Origin of the sequence: Mesorhizobium sp. M0244, from assembly GCF_040321795.1 — a bacterium.
GTDB lineage: Bacteria > Pseudomonadota > Alphaproteobacteria > Rhizobiales > Rhizobiaceae > Mesorhizobium.
Genome location: NZ_JAMYSE010000003.1, coordinates 28,646 through 53,622, shown reverse-complemented (window position 1 = coordinate 53,622; position 24,977 = coordinate 28,646). Strand labels below are relative to the sequence as shown.

Sequence of the window (24,977 nt, the reverse complement as noted above, 5' to 3'; positions counted from 1 at the left end):
CTAGGCTTCTGTTTTTAAGGGACATTCGTCCATGGTGCCACAGCACTGACGATCGGCGTACATATCCATAAATGCCGCTTCCAGCTGTTGCATTTTGTCGATCGAGCTCACCAATTGTGAGGCTACAGCGGCGTGATCTCCGCAACAAATCATAGCTTTCGGCGGATCGCCCTGGCCGCAAATGCAAGGGCGACGGACGGTGACCACGCGGCTTACTTCCTGCCAGACGGACAAAATCTTGTGGCCACGGCGAAGCAGGCGAAGGGCCCGGCCGAAGGCGCCGCGACCTCCTTTGACCACGCGTAGACCGCCCTCCAGGAGATCATCCTCAAGACCCAGCTGACGCGCAAATCCTTCTGCAGCATGCTGGTATTGTGCAGCGTTGCCGTGCGCCCGCCCACGCCTATTCGGCCAGCGCCGAAGCTTCGCCGCTCTCAGTTGCAATCTGAGAAAGGCCACGACCGTCGACCACCACTCTGTTGCTGCTTCGGCACTGTCGATCTCTATCCCATCGAGCGGCTTCCAATAGAGGCAGAACGTGCCGCCGTCATTGATATGTCTCTCCGGACAAAATTCCGGCAGGTGTCGGGACCTGACCTCGTGGACGGTCAGCAGGCCCTTGCGGCACTCAATATGTAACGCAAACGGCACCACGGCGCCGCTTGTTCGGAGGATCGACAGACTCACTTCGAGCTGGGTATCCGTCGAGCTTAAGACCAACGCTCCAACTTCACTTGCACGATTGCGAAGACTTTCTATGGTGCTGCGGTCAGTCGTCGTCGACATCGAGATGTGGTCTAAGAGGCATCTCGGCAGCACGTTGGATTGCCGGAGCGGCTGATACTAACGCGCTTTTTCGTGCTGCCGCCGCGGCCTTGTCTCCGTCGTCGGCCAGTCCATCGACTGCCTCATCATACCCCATGCCGCCAATCCGCCGGCTTGTGCCGAACAAATTGCGCACGGCGTCCGTCCCTTCATCGTAGGCATTCTGACCGATCGCCGTCTGTTGACCGTTGCAGCGCAACTGCTCGCCCTCGGCCGCATAGGTGGCGCGACTGATTGAACACCTGAGGCGATCGCCTTGCACACCGAGCCGCGTTGCCGTCATCCAACCGTGTTCAAAGCCGATTGCCAATCCAAGGCCGCCGACGTCGATGCCATCTTCCATAAGTTTTTCGAGGCAAAGATCAAAACTCGACCGCAGGCCGCCAGCGCAAAGCGTTGCCACGCTGATTGTCTCCTCGACGTCCGTCGTCTGCGACGTTCCTTCGCACAGAAGACTGTGGATGCAGTCGCCGATGAAGCGGACGCGCCGCCCGCCGAAATCCTTGGAGATTACCCGGTCTAGTTCCGCCCGCACTACATGCAAAACCTTGACCACGTCCTTCGCCGCGTGGGTGAGATTGTCGGCGACGAATTGCGTAAACCCGTCAAGGTCGGCATAGATGTTCACCGCTTCCTGACGCCGCGAAGTCTTTGGACCGAGGTCATCGAACCGCAGTCCCTCGAGCGGCGGCGTATGCCGCGTAAACTGGAAGTCGTTGATCGATGTGTTTTCGAAGTCCGCCCGCCAGGCGGCTACAATCTCGTCCTTGCTCGCCGGCAGGTTCGCCTGTTCTTGACTGATTTCAATCTCCGCCTTGGTGAGTGCCGTAGATGATGGCTTCTCGACTGCCTTAAGCCCGATGGCTTCGCGGGTATTGTTTGTTAGGTAGATCCCTTCCCTGGCTGCGCCTGAAGCCAGCTTCGCCGCTAAGTTGGCGGGAGTTCCCAGAAAAAGCGCTTCGCGGCCGTTGCGCCGTCCATTGTTGACGGCTAGCGCCTCACCGCTGTCGATGCCAACTCGCACCTTGGCATTGGCAATATGCTCGTCCTCGTCGCCGGTCTCGGCCAGAACATCGATGATCAGCTGGGCGACGGCAATGGCTCTGTGAATTCGTTTGGCTTCGGCGTTGGGGTCAGTGTTGTACGGCTTGATCACAACGCCATGCAGACGTTGGTTGTGGAAATCCACGCGTTTGATGTCACATGCATCGAGAACGCGTTTCACGGCGCGCTGATGGAGATGCAAGAACCGAAGAGTTCGCCGATGACAAGTCAAGCCTTCGTCAGTTGTGCAATTCAGCATGTCGCCGATGTTGGTAATATCCGCGTAAAGATGCGCGCCGAAAACACGGTAGGCTTTGTTGACGGGTATAGACTCCAGGCTCTTTTCCTTGGTGTAATCAACAACCTCGACGTCCTCTACGTCGGCGATCCTACTCAAAATGTGCTTTTCCGCCCGACCATGGCTCCAGCTATGGCTCATTCAAATCGCTCCTAGGTTAAAGAATAGCCAGCCTCGTGAGAGGCAAAGCCTATATTTAAAAGAAAGTTGCGCAGAGATGGGGAACGGACCGGTGAGGTTCAAGATTTCAAGCGGTTTTTCAACACATTTATTTCAAGCGCTTCGCAATATGGTTGGCGCCGGTGTCTGGTCATGGGCTTAGGTCGCGCGCTATGGTGGGACACCTTGTCCGGCAACATGGTGGGTAGCCAATAAGCTCGTCCGCATACATCCATGGCCGGAGCATCCACAGGACGCCGGGGTCAAAATGCTCAAGGACCGCCACCAGGCCAAGGGCGTGGTCGCCATCATTGTGCGTGGCAACTACATGGTCGATTTGGATTATCGTAGTGTGCCAGCACATGGTTGCGCAGGGTTTCACCGGTGGTGCCATAGCCGCCATCGACGACGTGGATGAACGTTGCGCCGTCTTTTTCGTAGCGCAGCGCAATCGCGTCGCCGCTCTTCTTGGTCTCTACGCCAAGAAAATCGAGTTCAAAATAGTCAGCCACTTTTTGGTCCCCTCCCCTCGGGGCGCATTGAATTACTGAAAATTCCTTCAATCGCAAAGTTCTGTCGTCAAATGTGACTTGATGCGCTCGGTTACAAGAGCCCTATACAGATAATTTACGAAGTAGAAACCACGTTGGGTAGCTTGGTAGGCCCACGATGCAGGAGTGGCTAAGCCGCTTCCGATTTTCGCCCCGCCTGCCCGACGGCAGCGCTTCAGTAATTTGCCTCATCCGAGAAGGAGCGTTTGGCGCACCTGAGAACTGGCAAGCCCGTACATCGGCATGTCGAAGTCCGCTCGCGAGGACGCTGTCCCGGCAGCGCGCTTGCCATTTGCGCGATGCACTTTCAGTGATGGAACCGTCATTCGAAAAAAGATCTAGCCCAAGACATGCTGGCATACCCGGAAAGCAGGTGAGCGATGACCGCCGCGATTTTCGAAGGATCGGCCTAGCAGTGCAGCGGAATGCTCCCCAGCCAGCCCTTCCTGACATCTGCCGGAAGCGCCTCAGCAGTAATGGACCGGACGATTGTTCCCTGGGCCTTTTCTGAACCGCCAGTGGCTGGCGGTTGAGGCCAGACCATCGGCCTTCGCTACCTTCCCCTCCCCTCTCGGCGCACTTACTTGTGCGGCATGCAATATACCCCCTCGGATTGCATCAGTACCGCGCCACCCTTCAACTCGCTCAGTGCGCCGACCCACGCTTCCGAATAAGTGCGGCTGGCATCCACGGCCGTCAACCAAAGAACGCGATTGTCGGCCAGTTCGACTTTAACTTCCTGCTGCAAAGGGCTTGCCTGCACGGTCTGTTGATAGTGGCGCTTGATCCTGACATTGCCAGCTGGGAACTCGGCTTCGTTGCTGCCGTAGTCCAGCACAAATCCAGAGCGGTCCTCAGTCACTGAGCAACCGCCATCACGCCCGCATACAATCTTGACAGCGGTCTTGCAGTCCCACTTCAGTGAAGCGGGCCACATAGGATTGTCCACGCTTGATCGCGGCTTGTCGCTCTGACCAGCCGCCGTCAACACTGCGCCTGTGTTCAAAATCACAGTGGACAGGAGAAGCGCTTTGAACACTACAAACCTCCCTGAATTGCGATCCCATAGTACCTCGTCCTGCGTGATCGCCTGGCTCATGGCATGTTGAGATTGAACCAGCTTTTCTGACGCACGCCATTCGCGTCATCATACTCGATGAACCAGGGCGCTCCGCGCATCGGTCGAGGGATGGTGTAGTAGGTGGGGCCATTACCAACGAAATGCCCTCGATCGTCCCCCGCGGTCTGGATTGTTGCCGTCACCACCTTACCGTCGATTTCGATTTGGACCTGACGTGATCCGTTTCCTTGATGCCCGCCGAGGGCGTTGTTTTTGAAAACGACGGGCAAGGAGAGCCTATCGGCCGCGATGCGGCAGATGTTCCGTTCTTGACCTAAGCCCGGCCGATCCGATTCGGAGCTGCCAACTGCTTGCCAGCCAGACGGACAATCCTCATACTTCTCAAATCTCGCCGCGCTGGAGTTGGCTTGCGGACAGGTCGGCCAATTAAAACCCGGGGCTTCCATCGCCGCAATCAACTTGTAAATTGGCGGGTGGCACGAGGGGGTGCCTTGCCAGTCGCCGGAAAGACATAGGAGGACCTGACAGCCCCATTCCGACGCTTTTGATTGGGATGGAAGAGCTGCGGCGCCCGCGATGGCGACGGCACCCCCCAGTAGGAATTTGAGTATGGTCATAGCCTTTTCCTCGCTGCAGATTTGACAGTTTACTATGGATGATCCGCGCGAAAAAGGACAGATCGAAAAGGCAGGTTTGTGCGACTACATCGATTTATGAAACGAGACGACGGAGGCGTGGTCAACAACCCGTTGCGCGCCAACATTGCCCTGACGCTTGAGCGGGAGAGAGCCAGACGCGGCCTATCCCATATGCACATGGCTGAACTGTTTCGGACCCCTGAGGGCGAAAAACTGGCCTATCGAACCTACATTCAGACTGTGCGTCAGAAAAATAATGTCACATTGACGACGCTGCAGATCATGGCAAACGGCTTGCAAGTGTCCTTTGCAGGACTGCTCGCCGGCGGTAAGAAGGTTCCGGAATGGGCGCATCGGTTGGACGACAATGCGATCCGCAAGCGGCTGGCGCACATCATCGATTTTGAGCGACAACGACGTACTTTGCACCGCTATGAGATGGCCAAACTCATCGGTGTGGCGGAGGCGACATTCACGAAACTGGAGCGCGCGAGCGGCAACATCAGCGTGGACACGATTGCCGGGATCGCCAAGGCGTTGAAACTGGATCCAGCGACCTTCCTCTTTTCCGAAAAGATCTCGCCAACAGGGGATCTACCTGTTTCCGATAAAGTGGAGGGTAGGCTTCCATTCGAGAGCCGATCCAGCATAATTATCCTTCTGGCGGAGAGTACGGAATGACCTGGCAGGCTCTGACGGTGCTCGCGCACACGGAGACCAGCGCCCTCTCCTCCTCCCGGCTGGCTCGGACGGAGGGCAGGCTGTTCGCGAGCGTAGGGGGCGCGGGGGAGAGCCTTTTTTCAACGAAGGAAGATGTCGCTTGTGCGTTTCGGTCAAGCAGTGGATATGTTTTAGTAACCTATTGCTACAACTGCAGGTTCCACAAGGTGGATGATGGACGATCTCCTCAGTAAGATATACATCGGATCTAGCTTCAGTATTTTTGAGATCCGTCGAAACAATGACGACGGTCATACATCTCGATTCGACAAATCTGTCTTACTTGAAACGCCCTGATCGTCTGGTCAAACTAGACGAACGCTCTAAGCTCCTCTGACCGCGGCTCCCCAAGTCAGACAATCAGGCGTAATGGTGAAATATCTCGCGAGCAAGGTGAATTGGTGCGTCGCGCGAGATGCCCTTCGGAGCGCCCCTAGGATCTCGATCGTCTATGGATCGTACATGCCCTGAACTGTCGCGGCTTTCACCTGCTCCGCACTTCGCCGTCCGGACTTGAAACACTGCCTGCTCTGCATCTGTGCAAATTCCGCGATGGCGGCTCGATTCCTGGGCCAAGATGCCATTTTCGGGTGGCAGTTCCAGCGCCACCCTTGAGCGGATCATGCCGCTTATCTTTTAGATGTCTCATGTCGTGCCCCGCTTAAGCCGGCCGGGCCTCCCGACCGCCGGATCGATAATGACCATCGCCTCTGGAGAATTGTTCTTGTTGTCGAGCGCGACGGCTTCCACCGTCTTGCCGTGCTCTACTCTTTGCCAATGGCCGGCACGCGGCCGAGCGATGTCATTGGCATCGCAAGCCTGCGCGACGTGCTGGTCCCTGACGCCATGCAGTCTTGCGATCTCGATCATTGGTTTCGACCAGACCAGCCCATGAAGCTCGAGGCGCGTCATTTTCAGCATGTTTCTTTCCGCTCAGTGGTGAGCAACGCCAGCCAGCCTGCCGACACGTTCGACGAGGTCCGCTGCATTACCTGCATCGTGTGAAGGTTTTGTGGGTTCGCTCGGGCCGCCCCATCCCCAGCCTACCTCCCATCACGCCCAACAGCGAAGCATCCAATCCCAATTCGTGAAGCGTCGAGAAAACAAAAATTTGGCAACCAAGTTTCTGCGGCGCCGACCTTCCTGGATGCGAGAGCCAAACAGCCCGACCCACTGGGAATGCTTGCTGCCTAGACCTCGCTCCGGCCGGCCCAGCGCCATCGCTTCCTCGTAAAACAAAGCGAGGTGATGGACCGCTCAGGACTGACGACCAGCTTCCAACTGCGGAGGCGTTACGGACGGGATACAAAGGGCACGGGCTGGATTTGGCTGCCCGGGGCCGGTCTCGTCGACCGCTCGATCGAGAGTGCCAGACGCGGAGGACAACCACCCACCTGCAGAGCGGCAAGGCGCTCGTTTACCTCCCTGTCAGTCACCGTTAGCCTATGGTTTAGGCGAAGATAGTCCGTCCATGTCGGCGTGCGGAACGTCTCGGTCCAAAGCATGGGCTTCTGAAGGTCGCGCTGGAGAGTCCAGTCCCGCGCTCCGGCACGGCTCTGAACGCGGCGCTTTTCGCGCATGCAGCGCAGAAATTCCTCGATGTTCTCCTCGGGGATCGAGTACTCCACCTTGACCACAATTGGGCCGCTCCTGGGCTTCAGATCGAGGGCCAGATCTGGTGGCGTGAAGTCGAAGGCCCCTTGATCCGATTCTTCCCATAGCTCTATCGGCAAGAGCTTACCCGCTGCTGCAACCAGCAACAGTGCCGCTGCAGCACCTTCCAAAGCCCAGGTCAGGGAATAATTCTGCGCGACAGTACCCCAGATCCAACTGCCCGCTGCCATGCCGCCGTAGGTCAAAGCGTAATAGATCGACAGAGTGCGACCGACGACCCACCTTGGGCTTGCCAACTGCACACACACGTCGGTTCCGGTCCAGGTGACAACCCAGCCTGCGCCACCGATTGCAAGCGCGATCGCCGCTACAGCCACCGATGATGTGAGAGCCAGTAAAAGGCAACACGTTGCGCAGGCAACGGACGCGAGCGTGATCAATCGATTTTGGGACGTGATGCGCCTCAAGTAGCTGTTGCTAATGCCGGCGATCAAGGCGCCTGTGCCGAAGCCGGCCAACAGGACGCCGTAAACAATTGGCCCGCCCGCTAAGGCCTGTTGAGATTCATCGAGAGTTTATGACGGCGGCAGCGAGATGGATGATGGCATTGAAGCTCTGGTCGGTTTTGTCGGCGCGCATGGCGATGCGCTTGAACTCCTTGAGTTTGCAGAAGAAGTTCTCGATCAGATGACGCCACTTGTAGAGTTCGAGGTCGAGAGGCAGGGGCAAGGCGCGCCTTGGGTGCTGCGAGATGACGATCTTGGCGCCGCGTTCGTTCAAATCGGCGATGATGGTGTTGCTATCGAAGGCCTTGTCGGCGATCAGCCCGCCGAAGGCGAGGCCGTCGATGAGTGGCGGCACACCCACCGTGTCGAAACGATGGCCAGGCAGAAGAACGAAGCGCACGAGGTTGCCGAGTGCGTCGGTGAGGGCGAGGATCTTGGTGGTCATGCCGCCCTTGGAGCGGCCTATGGCCTGGCTTTGAGTCCCCCTTTTGCGCCCTGTCCGTGGCGGTGGACCTTGACGATGGTGGCGTCGACCATGGCGTATTCCATATCCGGTTCGTCGGAGCAGGCCTCGAAAAGCCGAATGAAAACATCGGCTTTGACCCAGTCGCGGTATCGTTTGAAGATGGTGTTCCAGTTGCCGAAAAAGGCCGGCAGGTCACGCCACGGGCTTCCCGTGCGCGCGATCCATAGAACCGCCTCAATGAAGCGCCGGTTGTCGCCTCCACTTCGTCCGGGGTCTACCGGCTTACCCAGACAATGCGGTTCCATCTTCGCCCATTGGGCGTCCGTCAACACAAAGCGTTCCATCCAAAGCTTGAATCACAATCAAGCCCAAAGTGGAATCTGAAGGGTTCTGTGAGGTCCGGGCACAGCCGGGGCACGCAGGCTCGACGTCGGACCTCATTGCAAGCCGGATTGAACGAAGCCGCGGGCTAATCTGGCGCTATGGGGATTGTAGCCTGGAGGGGCGGTCGGGATTGTCTTCGTCGGGTGAATGAAGGGCAACCGCGATGCGACCCCAAGGGATGATGGCACGGTGGAAGGTCGACTCTTGATGGCGATCACCGCGGATTGGGTGGGGACGCCTTCTGTCGCGGGCACGAGTGCTCGCGGTCTTGTGCGGAAAGTCAAAGGTCGGCATGCCGGCGCGGATGGCGACGGATACCAAAGCTGGTGATGTGGACCTGCCGCGTACGATCATGAGGTGTTGTCCCACAAGGGACCTGGCGGCGCTTGTCCGCAGCGCCAGATGGCCAGCGTGATCATCGATCCTCCACAGCATGGGCAGCGATGCGCTAATGAGAGGGGCGCGGGCGTGCTTTCGACGCGCGGTTCGATATTGTCCTGCAGCGGGTTGGCCAGCAGCCTGCGACACAGGTCGAGCTTTGCGGCGCGATGGCCGTTGGCGAGGAATCCATAATGGCGGATGCGGTGGAAGCCGTCCGGCAGGGTGTGCAGCAGGAAGCGCCTGATGAACTCGTGCACATTCAGCGTCATGAGTTTTGCCTTGCCGCCATGCTGATAATCTCTCCAGCGGAACACAATCTTGCCGTCGGCCATGCTGACGAGCCGGGAGTTTGCGATGGCGACACGGTGGGTATAGCGACCGAGATAAGCCAGCACCTGCTCTGGCCCGCCGAACGGCGGCTTGGCATAGACGACCCATTCGAGGCGGCGGGCCTCGCCCAGCCGGCGTCTGAACACGACGGGCAGCGCCAGTTCGGCGAGATCGCCGAAGAAGCTCAACTTGCCCGCTTCATACGCTGTCCGCAGTTCCTCCAGAAAGAGTCGGCGGAACAGGCGCGACAGCACCCGCACCGGCAGGAAGAAGCCGGGCTTGCAAGAGATCCAGCGCGTTCCATCGGGCGACAGCCCACCACCTGGCACGATGCAATGGATATGGGGATGATAATGGAGGTTCTGACCCCAACTGTGCAGGACGCCGACAAGGCCGATCTCGGCTCCCAGATGTTTGGAATCGGCGGCGATGGTGCGTAGCGTCTCGGCGGCCACCTTGAACAAGATCGTGTAGACCGCCGCTTTGTTCTGGAAGGCGATCGCCGCGATTTGCGCCGGCAGCGTGAAGACGACGTGGAAATAGGGAACCGGCAGGAGTTCGCCCTGCCGCGCGGCAAGCCATTCCCGGCAGGCCTGTCCCTGGCACTTCGGGCAGTGCCGATTGCGGCAGGAATTGTAGGCGACGCGGATCGCCCCGCAGGACCGGCAGCCCTCGACATGGCCGCCCAGTTCGGCGGTCCGGCATAGCTCGATCGCGCTCATCACGCGCCGCTCGACGCGCCCGAGATGGCCGTCATGGGCCTGCCGATACGCCTCGCCGTGGCGGCGGAAGATGTCCGCCACCTCCAGTCTCGCCGACATTGGCGGAACCGGTCAGCCCGGCGGCACAACCTCAATGGTCAGCCGATCGAGCGGGCTTTCCGTCCGCCGAATGAGACCGTTCGAGACCTTCGTGTAGCGCGCCGTGCTCGACAGGTTGTTGTGGCCGAGCAGCACCTGGATGATGCGGATGTCCGTACCGTTCTCCAGCAAATGCGTGGCGAAGCTGTGCCTGAGCGTATGCACCGTCACGCGCTTGTCGATGCCGGCAGCCGCACGCGCCGAGCGGCACGCCGAATAGAGAACCTGCACATCGATGGGGCGGTCGACGCCGCGCCCGGGAAACAGCCAACCCTGCGGCTTCGCCAGCCGCCAGTAGACTCGCAGGATGCGCACAAGCTGCGCCGACAGCATCACGGTGCGGTCCTTGCCGCCCTTGCCGTGATGGACGAGGATCACGCCGCGTTCACTGTCGATGTCGCCGACCTTCAGCCCGACGGTCTCCGAGGCGCGAAGTCCCGCGGCGTAGGCCGTGGTCAATGCCGTTCGGGTCTTCAGGCTCGGCACCGCCTCCAGGAACCGGACGACCTCGTCGGCGCTCAGCACCACTGGCAGCGTGCGTGGCGAGCGGGCGTAGACGATCCGCTCCGGGATCTCGGCATGGCCCAGCGTCACGCCGTAGAAAAACCGCAGCGCGCACACCGTCTGGTTCAGCGCCGGCCACGAGACTCCCGCCGAAACCAGATGGACCTGGAAGGCGCGGACGTCCTCCAGGCCGAGCCGGTCCGGCGAGCGGTCGAAATAGCGCGAAAACTTGGCCACCGCGTGCACGTAGGATCGCTGGGTGGCCGGCGACAGATTGCGGATCGTCATGTCCTCGATCATGCGTCGGCGAAGAGGGCTCAACTCGGCCATCTCAAACTCCTGTTCTCAAGATTGCGCTTCAACAGCCGCAATCCTTCAAAACAGAAGCGTCATCCGCAAACCCACGCACCAAATGACGCGTCAGCGGCTTCGTTCAATCCTGAATCTCAACAGGCCTTAGTTGGTCACGAACCAGGAGGGGGAGCAAAGCAAGAATCGAGATGCTCGACAGTCCGAACAGGGTAGCACGCACAATCGCCACTCTGATCTCCGAGGAAATCGCCGTGAAGCGCATGCCATCGTGAATGGCCGTCGTCATCCGCTCGCGCGGAAGAGGCGAAGAGCGAACTTGCCATTTGGAGCGCAGGACAGCGCTCAACGGGACCAGGTCGCTCAGCGCCGCGAAGACGAAAGCCGACAGCGGTCCCAGCAACGCCAAAATCACACCCCCTAGCGCCGGTCCTATGCTCCGAACAACGTTGTACCCCACCGACATCAACGTTACCGCAGCGGGTATCTCGCGCTTTTCCAGGATGTCCCCGACGGAGGCGTGCCAGGCTGGATCGTTCAAGGCAAAGCCGCACCCGGCCAGGAAACTCAGTCCCAGGATCAGCCAGGGACTGACAAAGCCCAGCCCCACAGAGAGCGCCAGCGCCGCGGATGCCGTCGCAATCAGGCAATGGCCGGCAAGCATCACCCCGCGGCGGCTGAAGCTGTCTGCAATCGCTCCAGCAACAATCGACAAGAAGAAGGCGGGCAGCGTCGATGCCGCCTGTACGAGCGCAACCATCAGATCGGAGGCCGAAATCGTTGCCATGAGCCAGCTTATGGCAACGCTTTGCACGAGCCAGCCAAGGCTGGATATCTGCGTGGCTGTCCAGATCGAACGAAAGACCGGATGCTGAAGCGGGATCAGTGTGGCTGCCGTAAAGGGGCGGGAATCTCGACGCATGACTTCTCACCTCCACCACGTAGTTCTTTCGCTCACTCACCTGCTGACAGCGGTGCGCCTGCGCCCAGCTGCATCGCAACAAAGTTAGATATCGCGCTCGCAACAAAGCCGATGTCGCATCAACGGTGCCGATGCGCGATGTTTGTGCCGGTTGGCGTCAGTTGGTCTGAGTCGCGCAGCCCGACGGGGTGCGGTCTGCCCTGCGACTCTTGGCCTTGGACGGTGCTACCGCGCCGATGGCTGCGATGTCAAACTGCCGCGGTCCTGGGAGCGCCCATAGCATCGGCTGGACGATTTCATGCACGCAACGAGCGACGCCAGTTGACGACGTTCAGCGAAGACCGCTGGGCATGTCGATATGCCCGGTTGGCTACTGCCTTGGCGCGGAGCGGAGCGCCTCGGTATAGGCCAGAAGCGCCAGAGACGCACGCCATCAGCAGCTGAGCCGTGTGATCCGGACCACAACGTTGTTCGGCGGTCAGCACGCCCGAGGCGGCGACCGCGTGCACCGGAGACATGGGCGCCCGGCTATTGCCCGGCTATGGGGCGCGATTGCAGACATCGCGCGGCTACTCTATTCTCGGCATTTGTGCGATTTGTCTGACAAGGAGGGAAAACGTTGGCTGAGGGTGAAACGAGCAACGCGTTTGTCGAGCTAACCGCCGAAATTGTTTCGGCATATGTGTCCAACAATCCGGTTCCTATGGGAGAACTTCCCTCTGTGATCGACCGGGTATACCGGTCGTTGAACTCGTTGCCGTCTGGTGCCCAATCCCAACCAGAGGCAGAGCCGTTGAAGCCCGCGGTTCCGATCAGAAAATCGGTGACGCCGGATTTTATCATCTCGCTGGAAGACGGCAAGAAGTTCAAGTCTCTCAAGCGTCACCTGGCTACGAGCTATGGTATGACGCCTGCCGATTATCGTGCGAAATGGGGACTGCCATCCGACTACCCAATGGTTGCGCCGAATTACGCGGCAACTCGCTCGTCTTTGGCAAAAAAGGCGGGCTTAGGGCGAAAACCCCAGCAAGCTGCAAAAGGACCGCCAGTACAGAAATCGGGCAATCGGAAGCCAAAAGCCTGATCGAACGTTTTCGGCAAAAATCGCTCCTTCGCTTGGGTAAAGCTCTGCACCAACACTGGGAAGCGCCCGCGCGGTGCTGCTCTCTTCAGCAGTGGTTTCCCTGTTCAAGTCGCATGCAATCAAGGGAGAAATTATGAGGCGGCAGACCCGACCATTTATCGTGGAAGTCAAGCAAAGGCGCGGCTATCAAAAACGCGACAATTCCCTTTGGGGCGACATGGATCTCTCAGCTGCTTTCGCCGAGACAACACGGCAACTCGAGGAGATGGACACGTCAAACCGTCAGTTTGTTGATTCCAATATCGTGACTTTTAATGCTGAACATTTGGACCAGGCAAAAGTGGAGCATCACATGGCAGAGACCGAGCATACTGAACCGTTAAACGCCGCTACGAAAGGCGCTGCGAAGATCGAGACTCCAGGGACGAAGAAGAAGGGCCGCCCGCAGCGAAACACAAAGGCGGATTTGAGGTCACCTGCTCCTAAGAACGGGGCCTCATCCGAGCCCAATGAGGGGGTCGGATCAGTGCGGCTCGGCCGCAAAATGTACTCCGAAGAGGAGCGCGTCCAAAAGCTCCGTCAAATCGAAAAGTTGCTCAGTGTCGGTGCCACTCTAAAGAGCGCCGTTAAGCTGGCCGGCACATCGGAGCAGACCTATTATCAATGGAAAAAGAAGGCCGCGGTAGCCGCGCCAGCGATTGACGATCTCAAAGATCTTCTGGCGCTTGAGGAAGAAAACAAGCGGTTGAAGAACCTACTTGCGGAACGCCTGCGCGCGGAGAACGCCGAACTGAAGAGACGGCTGGGACTGTAACATGGCAGTCCCAGCCCCACGGGTTTGAACGGGAGCGGCGCCATCGCCGCGTAGGGTTTGCGCCATGCAGAACATGCCCCCGCTTCCTTCTTGAAGCTCGCCGGCTTGTCAAAGGCGCGGACGTTCATGCGGCAGCTCTTACATCGGCCTGTTCGGCCGAGTGAGGCCATCTGGGTGGTCCGGGCCGCGGCCTGTTCGCCGGCGACCTCGTCTTCCGTCGCTGTGCTCTCGAGTTCCTCGAAGATGAGTTCCATCTGTCGTGCTGCTCTCCGCCGTGCCTTCAGGCCCGCAGGCGCAACCTTGGTCGATTATCGGCGGCAATACGATTTCGGCGCTGGTCAGGGTGATCGCGGCGCAATTTGGTCTTGGAACAAAAATGTCGTGGGATCCAGACAGAGCGATTTAGCGATGCCAGCAATTGTATCGACACTGACATTTCCAGCGCCGCGTTCCAACTTCCCGAATGTAATCTCCGAGACGCCGATCAACTCTGCCATCTGATACAGCAGAAGGTTCCTGCGCGCGCGCTCGCTGTTGAGAATGGCGCCAAGACGCCTCCGGATTGAGTGGTCTTCAAGCTCATGAACCCAAGGCTCGATATCGGTTCTGGCTGTCAGCAAAGCCGCAATCGAGATCCGAAGAGAACGGGCCATCATGTCTAAGGTACGCAAGGTGACATTGTTCCTACGCCGAGCAGTTTTGATGTAGGTCCGGTAGGCGAGACCCTCACCAGGCGACGTATGAAACAACTGCGCCATGTCCTGGTGGCGAAGCCGCCTTCGCCGGCGTTCGGCCTCGAGGACCGTCGCAATGTTGGCGCGAAGCGGGTTGTCCACTTCGCCGTTTCCATTTCGTCTCATAAATCGATGCGTGCGCACAACTTGCCTGTCGCTCGGCCCTTTTGCCTCGACGATATAGCCCATAGTAAAATGACAGACAACATAGCCCGAGCGCCTGTCATTTCCAACCGCGGCGTTCATTCGGCAACCTTAGCGATTCCGACTTGTCAGGAATGTCAGCGTCGATGGTACTGCACCAAAATTTCTATGCTATGGCGCTTTCGTCGGATGCAGCGTCGATTTGGGCCAACTGGACAGTGACGCGCCTCGCGTTTCCTGCCCTAACGACACCTGTTAGGGGGTGCATGAGGAACGGTGGGGCAGTCACAGGCAGTCACAACAGTGACGGCGTCTTGCGCTCGCAGGGCCGCGCGTTTTTTGCTCTTCGCCCGTGCCTTTCTTCAGCGTCTTGACTGGTACGAGCCGACAGCCTATCCCACAGCCGCGTTAGCACTCGCCACTGGTGAGTGCTAACCACGCTCCGGCAACGGAGAAGCGTTCAACATCGGCATCAGGGAAATCCAAAAATGGCAAAGTCGAAGTTCCGCCCGCTTCATGACCGCGTGGTCGTTCGTCGGGTCGAATCCGAATCCAAGACCGCCGGCGGGATCATCATCCCGGATACGGCAAAGGAAAAGCCGCAGGAAGGCGAGATCATCGCCGTCGGCTCCGGCGCTCGTGACGAAGCTGGCAAGCTGGTCCCGCTGGACGTCAAGGCCGGCGACCGCATCCTATTCGGCAAGTGGTCGGGCACCGAAGTCAAGCTCAATGGCGAAGACCTTCTGATCATGAAGGAAGCCGACATCATGGGCATCATCGGCTGACACGCCGCCGCCTTTCATCCGCACCATCCAATCTGAATTTCGGGCGAAATGCCCAGGAGTAAAAAATGGCTGCCAAAGACGTAAAATTCTCCCGTGATGCCCGCGAGCGCATGCTTCACGGCATCAACATCCTCGCCGACGCGGTGAAGGTCACGCTCGGCCCCAAGGGCCGCAACGTCGTCATCGACAAGTCGTTCGGCGCGCCGCGCATCACCAAGGACGGCGTCACCGTCGCCAAGGAAATCGAGCTTGAAGACAAGTTCGAGAACATGGGCGCGCAGATGGTCCGCGAAGTTGCTTCGAAGACCAACGACATCGCCGGCGACGGCACCACGACCGCGACCGTTCTGGCGCAGTCGATCGTCCAGGAAGGCCACAAGGCCGTTGCCGCCGGCATGAACCCGATGGACCTGAAGCGCGGCATCGACCTGGCCGTGACCGAAGTCGTCGCGGCGCTTGGCAAGGCTGCCAAGAAGATCAAGACCTCCGAGGAAGTTGCCCAGGTCGGCACGATCTCGGCCAATGGCGACGAGTCGGTCGGCAAGATGATCGCGGAAGCGATGCAGAAGGTCGGCAACGAAGGCGTCATCACGGTTGAGGAAGCCAAGACCGCCGAGACCGAACTCGAAGTCGTCGAAGGCATGCAGTTCGACCGCGGCTACCTCAGCCCCTACTTCGTCACCAACGCCGACAAGATGGTTGCCGAGCTCGAGGACGTCTACATCCTCCTGCACGAGAAGAAGCTGTCCAACCTCCAGGCCATGCTGCCGGTTCTCGAAGCCGTCGTGCAGACCTCGAAGCCGCTGCTCATCATCTCGGAAGACGTCGAAGGCGAGGCCCTGGCCACGCTGGTCGTCAACAAGCTGCGTGGCGGCCTGAAGATCGCCGCCGTGAAGGCGCCGGGCTTCGGTGATCGCCGCAAGGCGATGCTGGAAGACATCGCCATCCTCACCGGTGGCCAGGTCATCTCGGAAGACCTCGGCATCAAGCTCGAGAACGTCGGCCTCAATATGCTCGGCCGCGCCAAGAAGGTGTCGATCTCCAAGGAGAACACCACCATCGTCGACGGCGCCGGCAAGAAGGCCGAGATCCAGGGCCGCGTTGCCCAGATCAAGCAGCAGATCGAGGAGACCACCTCGGACTACGACAAGGAGAAGCTGCAGGAACGTCTGGCCAAGTTGGCCGGCGGCGTTGCCGTCATCCGCGTCGGCGGTGCGACCGAGATCGAAGTCAAGGAAAAGAAGGACCGCGTCGATGATGCGCTGAACGCGACCCGTGCGGCCGTCGAAGAAGGCATCGTTCCCGGCGGCGGCGTCGCCCTGCTGCGCGCTTCGCTGGCCATCAAGGCTGTCGGCGCCAACTCCGACCAGACCGCCGGCATCAACATCGTGCGTCGCGCGCTGCAGGCTCCGGCCCGCCAGATCGCGGCCAACGCCGGTGCTGAAGCTTCGATCGTTGCCGGCAAGATCCTCGAGAACAAGGACGCGACCTTCGGCTACAACGCCCAGACCGGCGAATATGGCGACATGATCGCCATGGGTATCGTCGATCCGGTCAAGGTCGTTCGCACGGCTCTCCAGGACGCGGCCTCGGTCGCTGGCCTGCTGGTCACCACCGAAGCCATGATCGCGGAGGCTCCGAAGAAGGAGTCGGCTGGCGGCGGCATGCCTGGCGGCATGCCCGGCGGCGGCATGGGCGGCATGGGCGGTATGGGTTTCTAAGGTCCACGCATCTCGACAATTTCGAAAGGGCGGCAAGCAGTGCCGCCCTTTCTTCGTATCAATTGCGCCGGTTGTCGGCGACCCGCAAGCCGGGGTATGCCCGCCAAGGGTTATGCTTACGTTTGGACGGATACTGCCTTTTTTCCTGGGGCTGGCCTTACTGTTGGGCAGCGGCTGCGCGCACAGCGATGATGGTACGGTGATTATTCCGAGATCGCTTGATGCCAGGCGGTTCTTTGACAAAGAGCCGCCACGCCTGCAGCAGCAACAGATCGAAACCAGCGTGTTTCCGGTTGCGCCACAGGAGCCGGAGAGGCTCGAACCGCGCCGTTCGGCAGGTCAAAAAACATCAAACAGAGTCGTTTGGCGGGCCGCAAGTCCGCCGCTCTCCTCTTCCGAGCCGCACAAGGTGCTTGTCTGCAAGAACGTCAGCGAGCCCGGCAAGCGGTACCGTATGGTTTGTGAATAGGGCACTTGGTTTGGCCAGCATTCCATGATCCAGTTCCCTTCTTTCCCCAGGATTCAGTCATTCTATCATTCCTAGCTTCACGAAACGGAACGGGTTTTGCCGGCGGCCACCCGCGAAGCGCTTGGCTACCGATCAGAACAGTCTTTGAAAGAAAAGGCCGCGCTCTGCCGCGATCGCAACCGCATGGGCCAAGCTTTTGGCACCCAGCTTGGCCCGTGCCAGATCAAGATGAAATCGGACCGTGCGAGGGGATAGCGACAGTATCTCTGCGGTCCGTTTGACCTTCTCTCCCCTCGCGTACCATTTCAGGCATTCGATCTCTCTATCGGAGCAGACCGTCTGATGGCGTGGTCTTCCTTGGATTCGACCGATAGCATCGTGAAATTGGCCGGCGAGATGCTGGAAGTCGCGAACCCCGGATTTGAGGAACGCCCGCCACGCCGCTGCGTTCTCGTTGCTCGTCACGCTCAGAATGCCGCGGTCGCCGTCGACACCCCTAACCGGGAACGTGATGCCATGCTTCCCGACACCATGTTCCCTCGCTTCACCAAAGAACGTGCGCACGGCCTTGTCCGATAGGTCGATCTCCTTCCAATCAACCAATGTCACAGCACGCAGCCCATAGCGAAGCACGGGATCGATGTCGAAAAAATCCTTCTCGATGTAGCGTTTCACCCAGTCAGGCGAATAGGTGGTCACATAGAACGGCTTGCTCGGTTCCTCGTAAACCGGCTTGACGGGTAAGAAAGGCCGCGGTCTCAAGGCCGTAACTTTCGACAATTGTGTTCAGAAGGCCGAGAGGCACGTCGATAGCAAGGAGGTAAGCTGGATATGGCGCAAATTGACTCAAATTTTCACGACATGACGGAGGGTATTCGAGCAGTTGCCTCTCCTGCGGACGCAGCTGACCCGCGCAGCTATCTAACCAGGTTGCCCCTCGCTGGATTCCAGCGTCTCGCGACCTGTCAAAAGTGACAGGCGAAACCGCCAGTATACTTAGGTTGCAACCCACTTTATTCCAGATTGCATGGCCACAACCCGGCGTGGAGGAAACGCCTTGGATACGATCGTATTTTCGTCAAACGATGTGGGTCGGCAGACTAACCCTACGCGTACCTCGCGCCGTGCATCACATCGGAGTTCCGGAACGACCGACCACGAGGTTTGCCGTTTCTGTTTGGAGCTGGAACAATTAAACGCTGATAGGGATGCTCTTTTCGCTTTGTCCCCTCCACCTGTGCCGGGCAACCCTGCGCAGAGCAAGCAGTTCTTCATAAAGCTGAATGCGATTACGGCTCGCTATTTAGCGCTCGAACAGCGGCTTCGAGAGGCTCGCAGCGACATCAGGCAAGGCTACCCCCGAAGCCGCTGAGTTCGTCCAGTCGGATGCCGCTGCGACCGCCGCGGCATAGCGCGCATGCCTGATGGCCCCGGGTCAACTCGACACCGAGGCTCCCTACCCGGCTCATCGGGCACGGATCCAGATACGAGCACCCTCCTCCCTTCCCTGGATATGAGTCCGAGACACTTGCACAGCGATTTGCAAGATAGTTTACTGACTCAATGAATCTGAAGAGGAGTGATTCATGGGAACCAGCAATCAACTTTGCTTCGTGCACCTATCGCGGCGTCGACGGCTGCGACCTGGGCCAGACCGCGAGGCGGGGAAGCAGACGTGGCCTTGTGGGTTGTCGCCATGACATGGCTCGCAACCGCCACCTTGAAAAAAATGGGTTGTCTGCTCGCCGATCCGGAAAGACGAGGGCGTTGTGCAACCAGCGAAATGGCCGACGTCGCCGGCGAAAGGCTGAAAGCAGGCGTAGCCGTCACCCTCCCCGATGATCTCGATCGCCGCATCCCCCTCTACGCCCAGATCGAGCGTCAGGCTCGCAAAACCTATCGCGGCATTTGGGCCAGCGCCTTCCAGATGCCTTGGCTTCACCGGAAACTCTCACCTGCAAACCCATGACCCCCGAGCACGATATGCGTTCTTTTCGTCACATCCTCCACCTCGTCGCATCCGCGGCCTGGCTCGCCGGTTGCGCCGAGCGAGTGCCGGATGCTTCACATTCGGCCGGCCCCGTTTCGGCTACGGACTCCTATTGGAAGCCTGATCGGGTCAGTCGCAGCCGGCAAGAATATGCGCCAGACTGGGGGCGCTTCCCGCCGGTCATTACCCGGCGAGCCGGCTACCCAACCGAAGCTCAGGCGAATAACGCCTTGCGCCGCTCGCATTGGAGCTCCGTGCCTGTGCGCACGCTCATCACCAAGGAAGGCGTCAAGACGATCTCCGTTCCCGCGGAAGCCCCGGACACGATCGCTGCAGGCGTTCGCGTCTTTGCCTGCCGACCCGGAGCGCTCAACGGCTATACTGGCCGCGTGCAATTTTATGACGGCCCCGTCGTCGCCTGCGCTTCCGACCTCCTGTCTGCCGATGGTCGCGTGCTCGCCCGAGTACCCCTCAATTTCTACTACTGGCAGAAGGCTTGGCGCGTCCAAGACCCGAGGCCGTCCTACAAGTCTGTCCCGTGGGCCTATCAGGAACCCTCGCCGCCCAAGAGCAAGGGCTGGTTCGGCGACCGCTACTAAGCGGCGGCCGTCACACTGCCGCGTGTCGGCTGGCCAGATGCGCACAGAAGCCGACGGCCAAACCAACGGCGCCGGCGTCGGCAAGATTGTCCGCGGGCGTATGAGAGGTACGCTGCGAGCGGCTTTTACGACGCTCCGGATGTGTCGTCACGCAGCGTGCCAATTCACCACCGCGTCTCTTCGTGCAGATCCCAGTTCGAAGATTGCGACGACCGTCTTCGGCGACTTCGAGCGTATTGCGTGTGGTCGCGCCAGCAGTCATGGCGACCTTCACGCATGGAGGCCGCATCGCTCACCTCCGGCCGAAAAATCATGCTTCCCTATGCGAGACCGATCCTGTCGTTCGGCCAAAGCGTTTCGCAAGGCTTTAGTTCAATCTCTTTCCTGGCGAAATCAGTGTCAGTGCATGGCATTGCTGAAGGTCGTCCACGAAGATCAAACTGCGGGTATCGTGCATTCAGCATTCCGGGGGATCGAGCGGCAGGCCGCACAGCCCCCAACATGGTAGCTACTTCGCGGTGGAAGTCATCTACCGGTCAGGTTCTGCTCTTTTGCTGGGAGCTCGCTTCGCACGAACACGTCCAGCACTTGCGCGATATCGACCCCTGACGGCGATCCGTTGCGCACTATACCCCTCGGTACCGCCGAGCGCATGGCTCCAATGACGCAGCATGCCGCGACGAGCGCTGCCACGGCATCGCCGTCGGTCTCGGTCAAAAGCTGCTCCGCCAGCGCCCTCGCTCCTCGCGGAATTTGATCGACATCTTCACCACCAAGCGACCACTGACGATTTTCTTCCGTCACGGCAACACCTCCCGGACTTTTCGATTTCACCATTGGCGGCCGAGCTGCCGGAGCGGATCTCCGATTGCCACCGTCAGCACATGAGACAGCCCGATCGCGACCGCGATCGAGAGCGTTGCCGTCGCCGGAGCGTCCAGGAATTGGCTAAGCGACCAGTTGAACAGCGCCAGCACCGGCAGATGGATCAGATAGAGGGCATAGGAGATGCCTCCCAAGCGGCGCAGCATCCGCCCCGGCCGGTTCACAGAATCATCCCGCAAGGTCGCCCTTGTCACGATCCACCCGCACATCAGCGCCAGCACGGCAGTCGCCACGCCATGCATCGCCGGCGGCAAGATCGCCAACATGAAGGCCGCGATCGACATCCAGAACGCCGCTTCCATGTTGCCGATCACCCGCAGGTGTTCCGCCAGACGGGGCCATGCGCTTGTGCCCATGGTTGCTCCGATCGCCAGCCCGACCGCGATTGCATCGATGCGGAACGTCCAAAGCGTCCCGCCCCAGGGCCGCAGCGTGAATGTCCCGACCACGAGAACGAGTCCGGCCAGCGCGAGGAGCGCCCGCCGCGGTAGCAAGAACACCAGGAGCGGAGCCAGTAGATAAAATTGCATCTCGGCGGCAATCGACCAGAATGGCCCAAACGCAAAGGCGTTCCCGCATCCTGTGGCGCCCCCGAAACAGGGTGCCCAATGCGCATTCGAGATGAAGGCGAATGCCGCCTTCGCGTCTGCAGGCTCAACGCCGCTTCCCGGGATGATCAACCCGATCGAGAGGATGGCGCCGACGCACCAGGCCAGCGGCACGATCCGCATGGCACGCCTTACATAGAAGGCGGAGGCCGCCTCGAGCGCTCCGCGCTCGAGGCGCAGGCTTCGCAATGAGCGTTCCACCACCAGGCCGGAAATCACAAAGAACAGGTCGACCCCGACGCTCCATGCCGGCGCAAACAGCAGAGCGGCGACCGTCCCGCCTTCTCCGAAGACCGGCCCGACATGCGACAGCACCACCAGCCCGATCGCCAGGCCTCGCAATTCATCCAGCCCCGATAGGCGGGCTTTTTGTCCCATCCAAATATCACGCTCGACAATCATCACAACATTGATTTAATCATAGGGCACACAAGCGAGGCAAGGAATGCATGCACGCCTGACATTTGTCGCAGTCGCGGCTGCCCTTAGATTGGCGCCCCACGCTTCGGCCCAGTCGCTCACGCATGATCCGAACGCCTGGCGCGCCGTCGCCTATGCCGATCTCGAGCTCCCGAACTCGGAAGCCGTACCCTACGCCTCCCTATGGGCCGACCGACTGAAGAAGAACAACGACGCCTACGTGGCCAAAGGCGATACACGCTTTGCGGTCGCCAACGCGCCGGCTTCCGAGAGTCACATCGTCGTTCGCAGCCCGACCAAAACCGTCGTCCTCTCGGTCCTGCACACGCTCACCGGCTGCTCGCCGATCCGCACCGATCCTGTCGGCAATGCCACGCTGAAACGATGTCCCATGCGCTTGGCGATCTACCAGAACGGCCGATCAACGGTCGCTGACGCTGGCTCCGGCTGTTTCATCGAATATGGCGCGCAACCGAATAACGTCCGCCCCGACCTCGCTCGGAATGGTGCGATGGGTGCATATGATGTTCAGGCCAAAAGCATTCGGGCCGGCATCGTATTCCAAGGTGAAATCGCCCAGGAATGCCAATTCCGGGTCCCTGTCCCGCAACCCTAGAGGAAGCAGCCCACGCCGTTGTGTTTCGGCAACCTCGATATCCCCAAGGAGCGCAATCATGATCGGCACGGAGAACCTGACGTTATTCAGGACACCAGCCAGCCACCGGCCATCGCCAACGGATCAATGCTTCCCTGACGGCGCGCGATGCGCGGCCTTGACCGCGGCTCCTGCCGCCGGCCACGGCGGGATGATGTTCCGGAGATCTGCCATGGCCAGCCGGACAATCTTCGCGACTCTAGCCGTCTTGATCTCGCCGGCAATCGCGCAAGCACTTGATCCGCTCAAGGCTCCGCAGGGATCATATGTAGCGTCCACGCACACATGTGCCGATCTCGACCAAGGCGTCGGCGCTCTCGAACTTGCCGAGTTCGACGGCGACGCAATTACCGTCGGAGCAAGCACCTGCAAGATAGCAGGCACCCGTCATGCAGACGATGCGTTCCAAGCCTCATGTACCGAGCGTGGCAGCAGCTCCCCGGTCATCACGCCGATGAAGATTACGCGCCCATCCACCGACGCGCTCTCCATCAATGGCACCATCTATAATTTCTGCCCGGGGAAGTAAGATGCTGCGTCCCTTCCCAATACTCCTTTCCGCGCTCCTGGTCGTTGCACAAGCGCCTGTTTCGCAAGCGAATTCCTTTGACCATGATGCAAATTCTTGCGACCTCAATGACAACACAACCTTGCGTTCCCTTTGTACGAACGGAGCGGGTCTGCCGAGCTATCCGCCCACGCAAGAGATGATGGAGCGCAGCCCCAACATCGCCAATATGATTGTCGACGCCGCCAACAAGTATGGCGTTGATCCCAAGCTCGCTCTTGCCGTGTCCGCTCACGAAGGCGCGATGTCAGCATGTGCCGGCTCCTTCAGTGGCGTTCTTGGACCGATGCAGCTTACGGGGGCGACCGGCCGGGCCTACGGAATGGATCGGGGCATCTTGTCCGAAAACATTGAAGGCGGCGTACTGACGCTTCGCGATGCCGTCAAATCGTGCGGCGGCACGTCAAGTATTCGCTGCCTCGCCGATCGTTACAACGGCAGCACTGAAAGCCAGCGCCGTAACTGGACGAACGACGTAAACCGCCGCTATGCCGCCCTCAATTCGGCCGGCCAATCCATTCCTCAGGGATGCGGCGCGCAAGCGGTCTGCCAAATGGGACCAGGCGACTTTCCGACGCCCAGTGGTGGTGACACAAAACTCGCTTCATCCGCTCCCGGTCCCGCCGGCAGCGACATCAACGTTGCCCCTGGTCAGGTGTGACGCCGTCTCCCCATTGAGGGCCATGCCCCCGTCGGCCCGCCGCCTTCAATGGGAGAGATTGCGCGACGAGAGCTTTACAAATCCCCGTTTCAGATGGCTTGCCAACTCCTGGCGCACATCATCAGGCCATTGCTCCATCACAACGCAGTTCACTTCGGCCGCAACCAGCGACCAGTACAGCAGATCCGCGTATTGTCCTTCGAACAGAGCCGCCACGATGAACTGTCCGATCACCAAGGTGATCGTCTCGGGCTTGCCTTTCTTCCGCAGAAATTCCGAAACCTCTTCCACCCATGGTTTCGGGTGGCAATCGACAAACGCCGCCACTTCCTTATAGAGCGCATTGTCTCCTGCGACTTGCCAGATATTCGCTTGCATCGTGAACCCTTCAGCAAAATGATGCCTTTGCATCGACGCTGGCGGATTTCTTGGTGCGAGTCAAAGAAATATACAATAGATTTTCTGCCAATCGTAGCAAATGAATCTACGCTGGTAGTTTAGCATCTTCTACTTTTCTTGTATCTACTGGTTTGCCCTGCGTCCCTTTTTGGCCGGAGGCAGCCGCTTCTTCTCGGAGGTTGCCCCAGCGGGGCTGGCTGCCTCTTTCAAAGAAGGAACACCACTGAACTCCGTCATCGAGCGCTTCACAGCACGCGTGGCCTCAATATGCCGCGCAATCTCGGTGAAGCTGAAGCCGAAGGTCTCGATGTCCCGCTTCACGCTGTCGTCGTCACCAGTCCGACCAATGAGCGTCCACACCGGAACCTTGAGGTGTCGCGCCAGCCGCTCCAAGGTGACCAATGTCGGGTTCCCCTTCCCCGCCCGCAACTGGTAGAGCGTGCCGCGCGATAGCCCCGTAGCGTCGGCAAAACTCGCATAGTCCGGGTACTCGTTCTCGATTTGGCGAAGTCGCAGCGCGAGCAGGATCGAAAGCCAACCATCGCTGTCTTCTGTCTTGTTTTTAAATATCGGCACAGCTGCCCCCCTGCTTATCGGTCGGAATATGACGGCCATTTTTTTGCAGAATGTCTAGTGCTCAGGGCTTGTAGCCGAAACGATAACTCATTGCCCTATTAAAGTGTCGCGGCATCCTCCCCATACTCCCGCAAAGTGACGGCCTACAGCAATCGTTCCAGATGCACGATAGCATTTGACGATCTGCACGCCCTGTTGAAAATGAATAATTAAATGAATCCGGTTGGATGTCGCGGGTCCTCTTACTAATGATTTTGTCGTGTGCCACCTCAT

At 59.4% G+C, this 24,977-nt stretch carries 25 protein-coding genes and 4 pseudogenes; 11 read left to right on the top strand and 18 right to left on the bottom strand.

The annotated features are described in order from the left end of the window. The 6 genes from NKJ08_RS03860 to NKJ08_RS03835 all read right to left on the bottom strand — a co-directional run bounded on the left by NKJ08_RS03860 (position 1) and on the right by NKJ08_RS03835 (position 4,575). The gene (locus NKJ08_RS03860; protein WP_352781356.1) at positions 1 to 786 is read right to left on the bottom strand and encodes an E2 domain-containing protein; all 786 of its coding nucleotides are present in this window, start codon (positions 784 to 786) and stop codon (positions 1 to 3) included. Next, positions 770 to 2,308: an adenylate/guanylate cyclase domain-containing protein gene (locus NKJ08_RS03855; protein WP_352781354.1), complete on the bottom strand. Its 1,539-nt coding sequence runs from the start codon at positions 2,306 to 2,308 to the stop codon at positions 770 to 772. The genes NKJ08_RS03860 and NKJ08_RS03855 overlap by 17 nt, the downstream gene beginning before the upstream one ends. A gap of 169 nt (positions 2,309 to 2,477) precedes the next feature. Next, entirely contained in the window at positions 2,478 to 2,690 is a 213-nt protein-coding gene (locus NKJ08_RS03850; RefSeq protein WP_352781352.1) for an MBL fold metallo-hydrolase, read from the bottom strand. Then, positions 2,635 to 2,838 carry a hypothetical protein gene (locus tag NKJ08_RS03845; protein WP_352781350.1) on the bottom strand — a complete coding sequence of 68 codons (204 nt, stop codon included), beginning with the start codon at positions 2,836 to 2,838 and terminating at the stop codon, positions 2,635 to 2,637. The genes NKJ08_RS03850 and NKJ08_RS03845 overlap by 56 nt, the downstream gene beginning before the upstream one ends. A 619-nt stretch (positions 2,839 to 3,457) precedes the next feature. Further along, complete coding sequence (locus NKJ08_RS03840) at positions 3,458 to 3,916, bottom strand: hypothetical protein (protein ID WP_352781348.1); 459 nt, start codon at positions 3,914 to 3,916, stop codon at positions 3,458 to 3,460. A 56-nt stretch (positions 3,917 to 3,972) separates the two neighbouring features. Then, positions 3,973 to 4,575, bottom strand: coding sequence for a hypothetical protein (locus NKJ08_RS03835; protein WP_352781347.1), 603 nt, complete (start codon positions 4,573 to 4,575; stop codon positions 3,973 to 3,975). Positions 4,576 to 4,692: 117 nt separating this feature from the next. On the opposite strand from NKJ08_RS03835, the gene NKJ08_RS03830 reads away from it, so the two are divergent. Then, positions 4,693 to 5,277 (top strand): helix-turn-helix domain-containing protein, encoded by a 585-nt coding sequence (locus NKJ08_RS03830; protein ID WP_352781345.1) that lies wholly within the window; start codon positions 4,693 to 4,695, stop codon positions 5,275 to 5,277. A gap of 684 nt (positions 5,278 to 5,961) precedes the next feature. Here NKJ08_RS03830 and NKJ08_RS03825 read toward each other — a convergent pair. The 6 genes and pseudogenes from NKJ08_RS03825 to NKJ08_RS03800 form a co-directional block, all read right to left on the bottom strand. Next, the gene (locus NKJ08_RS03825; protein ID WP_352781343.1) at positions 5,962 to 6,237 is read right to left on the bottom strand and encodes a hypothetical protein; all 276 of its coding nucleotides are present in this window, start codon (positions 6,235 to 6,237) and stop codon (positions 5,962 to 5,964) included. Between the two features lie 371 nt (positions 6,238 to 6,608). Then, a pseudogene (locus tag NKJ08_RS03820) lies at positions 6,609 to 7,481 on the bottom strand (MFS transporter); the annotation flags it as partial. A 13-nt stretch (positions 7,482 to 7,494) separates the two neighbouring features. Continuing rightward, a pseudogene (locus tag NKJ08_RS03815) lies at positions 7,495 to 8,207 on the bottom strand (IS5 family transposase). 429 nt (positions 8,208 to 8,636) lie between these two features. Then, positions 8,637 to 9,818 carry an IS91 family transposase gene (locus tag NKJ08_RS03810; RefSeq protein ID WP_352453914.1) on the bottom strand — a complete coding sequence of 394 codons (1,182 nt, stop codon included), beginning with the start codon at positions 9,816 to 9,818 and terminating at the stop codon, positions 8,637 to 8,639. A 12-nt stretch (positions 9,819 to 9,830) separates the two neighbouring features. Beyond that, positions 9,831 to 10,691 (bottom strand): site-specific integrase, encoded by an 861-nt coding sequence (locus NKJ08_RS03805; RefSeq protein WP_150834625.1) that lies wholly within the window; start codon positions 10,689 to 10,691, stop codon positions 9,831 to 9,833. 127 nt (positions 10,692 to 10,818) lie between these two features. After that, positions 10,819 to 11,592: pseudogene (locus tag NKJ08_RS03800) on the bottom strand (MFS transporter); the annotation flags it as partial. Positions 11,593 to 12,211: 619 nt separating this feature from the next. On the opposite strand from NKJ08_RS03800, the gene NKJ08_RS03795 reads away from it, so the two are divergent. The 3 genes and pseudogenes from NKJ08_RS03795 to NKJ08_RS03785 all read left to right on the top strand — a co-directional run. After that, a complete protein-coding gene (locus NKJ08_RS03795; protein ID WP_352781341.1) occupies positions 12,212 to 12,676 on the top strand; it encodes a Ros/MucR family transcriptional regulator in 465 nt (154 codons plus the stop codon). Positions 12,677 to 12,749: 73 nt separating this feature from the next. Further along, the gene (locus tag NKJ08_RS03790; RefSeq protein ID WP_352754255.1) at positions 12,750 to 13,490 is read left to right on the top strand and encodes a transposase; all 741 of its coding nucleotides are present in this window, start codon (positions 12,750 to 12,752) and stop codon (positions 13,488 to 13,490) included. 253 nt (positions 13,491 to 13,743) lie between these two features. Further along, positions 13,744 to 13,851: pseudogene (locus tag NKJ08_RS03785) on the top strand (HPP family protein); the annotation flags it as partial. Here NKJ08_RS03785 and NKJ08_RS03780 read toward each other — a convergent pair. Then, positions 13,829 to 14,470 (bottom strand): helix-turn-helix domain-containing protein, encoded by a 642-nt coding sequence (locus NKJ08_RS03780; protein ID WP_352754254.1) that lies wholly within the window; start codon positions 14,468 to 14,470, stop codon positions 13,829 to 13,831. The pseudogene NKJ08_RS03785 and the gene NKJ08_RS03780 sit on opposite strands and share 23 nt — an antisense overlap. 386 nt (positions 14,471 to 14,856) lie before the next feature. On the opposite strand from NKJ08_RS03780, the gene groES reads away from it, so the two are divergent. Beyond that, a complete protein-coding gene (gene groES, locus NKJ08_RS03775; protein WP_006333965.1) occupies positions 14,857 to 15,153 on the top strand; it encodes a co-chaperone GroES in 297 nt (98 codons plus the stop codon). Positions 15,154 to 15,218: 65 nt separating this feature from the next. Continuing rightward, complete coding sequence (groL, locus tag NKJ08_RS03770; RefSeq protein ID WP_352781339.1) at positions 15,219 to 16,874, top strand: chaperonin GroEL; 1,656 nt, start codon at positions 15,219 to 15,221, stop codon at positions 16,872 to 16,874. Between the two features lie 601 nt (positions 16,875 to 17,475). Here groL and NKJ08_RS03765 read toward each other — a convergent pair. After that, positions 17,476 to 18,123: a helix-turn-helix transcriptional regulator gene (locus NKJ08_RS03765; protein WP_352781337.1), complete on the bottom strand. Its 648-nt coding sequence runs from the start codon at positions 18,121 to 18,123 to the stop codon at positions 17,476 to 17,478. A 916-nt stretch (positions 18,124 to 19,039) separates the two neighbouring features. Between NKJ08_RS03765 and NKJ08_RS03760 the strand changes: the two genes are divergently transcribed. Both NKJ08_RS03760 and NKJ08_RS03755 read left to right on the top strand, forming a co-directional pair. Continuing rightward, the gene (locus NKJ08_RS03760; protein WP_352754250.1) at positions 19,040 to 19,312 is read left to right on the top strand and encodes a hypothetical protein; all 273 of its coding nucleotides are present in this window, start codon (positions 19,040 to 19,042) and stop codon (positions 19,310 to 19,312) included. Positions 19,313 to 19,593: 281 nt separating this feature from the next. After that, complete coding sequence (locus NKJ08_RS03755; RefSeq protein WP_246592087.1) at positions 19,594 to 19,932, top strand: hypothetical protein; 339 nt, start codon at positions 19,594 to 19,596, stop codon at positions 19,930 to 19,932. 525 nt (positions 19,933 to 20,457) lie between these two features. On the opposite strand, the gene NKJ08_RS03750 is transcribed toward NKJ08_RS03755, so the two are convergent. After that, positions 20,458 to 20,736: a hypothetical protein gene (locus NKJ08_RS03750; RefSeq protein WP_352754249.1), complete on the bottom strand. Its 279-nt coding sequence runs from the start codon at positions 20,734 to 20,736 to the stop codon at positions 20,458 to 20,460. Positions 20,737 to 20,762: 26 nt separating this feature from the next. Continuing rightward, positions 20,763 to 21,803: an acyltransferase family protein gene (locus NKJ08_RS03745; RefSeq protein WP_352781335.1), complete on the bottom strand. Its 1,041-nt coding sequence runs from the start codon at positions 21,801 to 21,803 to the stop codon at positions 20,763 to 20,765. 67 nt (positions 21,804 to 21,870) lie between these two features. Here NKJ08_RS03745 and NKJ08_RS03740 point away from each other — a divergent pair, with 67 nt between their 5' ends. Genes NKJ08_RS03740 through NKJ08_RS03730 form a run of 3 tightly spaced genes read left to right on the top strand, consistent with a single transcriptional unit; the run spans position 21,871 to position 23,729 of the window. Then, positions 21,871 to 22,461, top strand: a complete 591-nt coding sequence (locus NKJ08_RS03740) for a hypothetical protein (protein ID WP_352754247.1) — start codon at positions 21,871 to 21,873, stop codon at positions 22,459 to 22,461. A 58-nt stretch (positions 22,462 to 22,519) separates the two neighbouring features. Continuing rightward, positions 22,520 to 23,029 (top strand): hypothetical protein, encoded by a 510-nt coding sequence (locus NKJ08_RS03735; RefSeq protein WP_352781333.1) that lies wholly within the window; start codon positions 22,520 to 22,522, stop codon positions 23,027 to 23,029. Between the two features lies 1 nt (position 23,030). Further along, entirely contained in the window at positions 23,031 to 23,729 is a 699-nt protein-coding gene (locus tag NKJ08_RS03730; protein WP_352754245.1) for a transglycosylase SLT domain-containing protein, read from the top strand. Between the two features lie 45 nt (positions 23,730 to 23,774). On the opposite strand, the gene NKJ08_RS03725 is transcribed toward NKJ08_RS03730, so the two are convergent. Both NKJ08_RS03725 and NKJ08_RS03720 read right to left on the bottom strand, forming a co-directional pair. Further along, positions 23,775 to 24,107 carry a hypothetical protein gene (locus tag NKJ08_RS03725; RefSeq protein WP_352493588.1) on the bottom strand — a complete coding sequence of 111 codons (333 nt, stop codon included), beginning with the start codon at positions 24,105 to 24,107 and terminating at the stop codon, positions 23,775 to 23,777. A 144-nt stretch (positions 24,108 to 24,251) separates the two neighbouring features. Further along, the gene (locus NKJ08_RS03720; protein ID WP_352567017.1) at positions 24,252 to 24,704 is read right to left on the bottom strand and encodes a helix-turn-helix domain-containing protein; all 453 of its coding nucleotides are present in this window, start codon (positions 24,702 to 24,704) and stop codon (positions 24,252 to 24,254) included. Positions 24,705 to 24,977 lie beyond the last annotated feature (273 nt).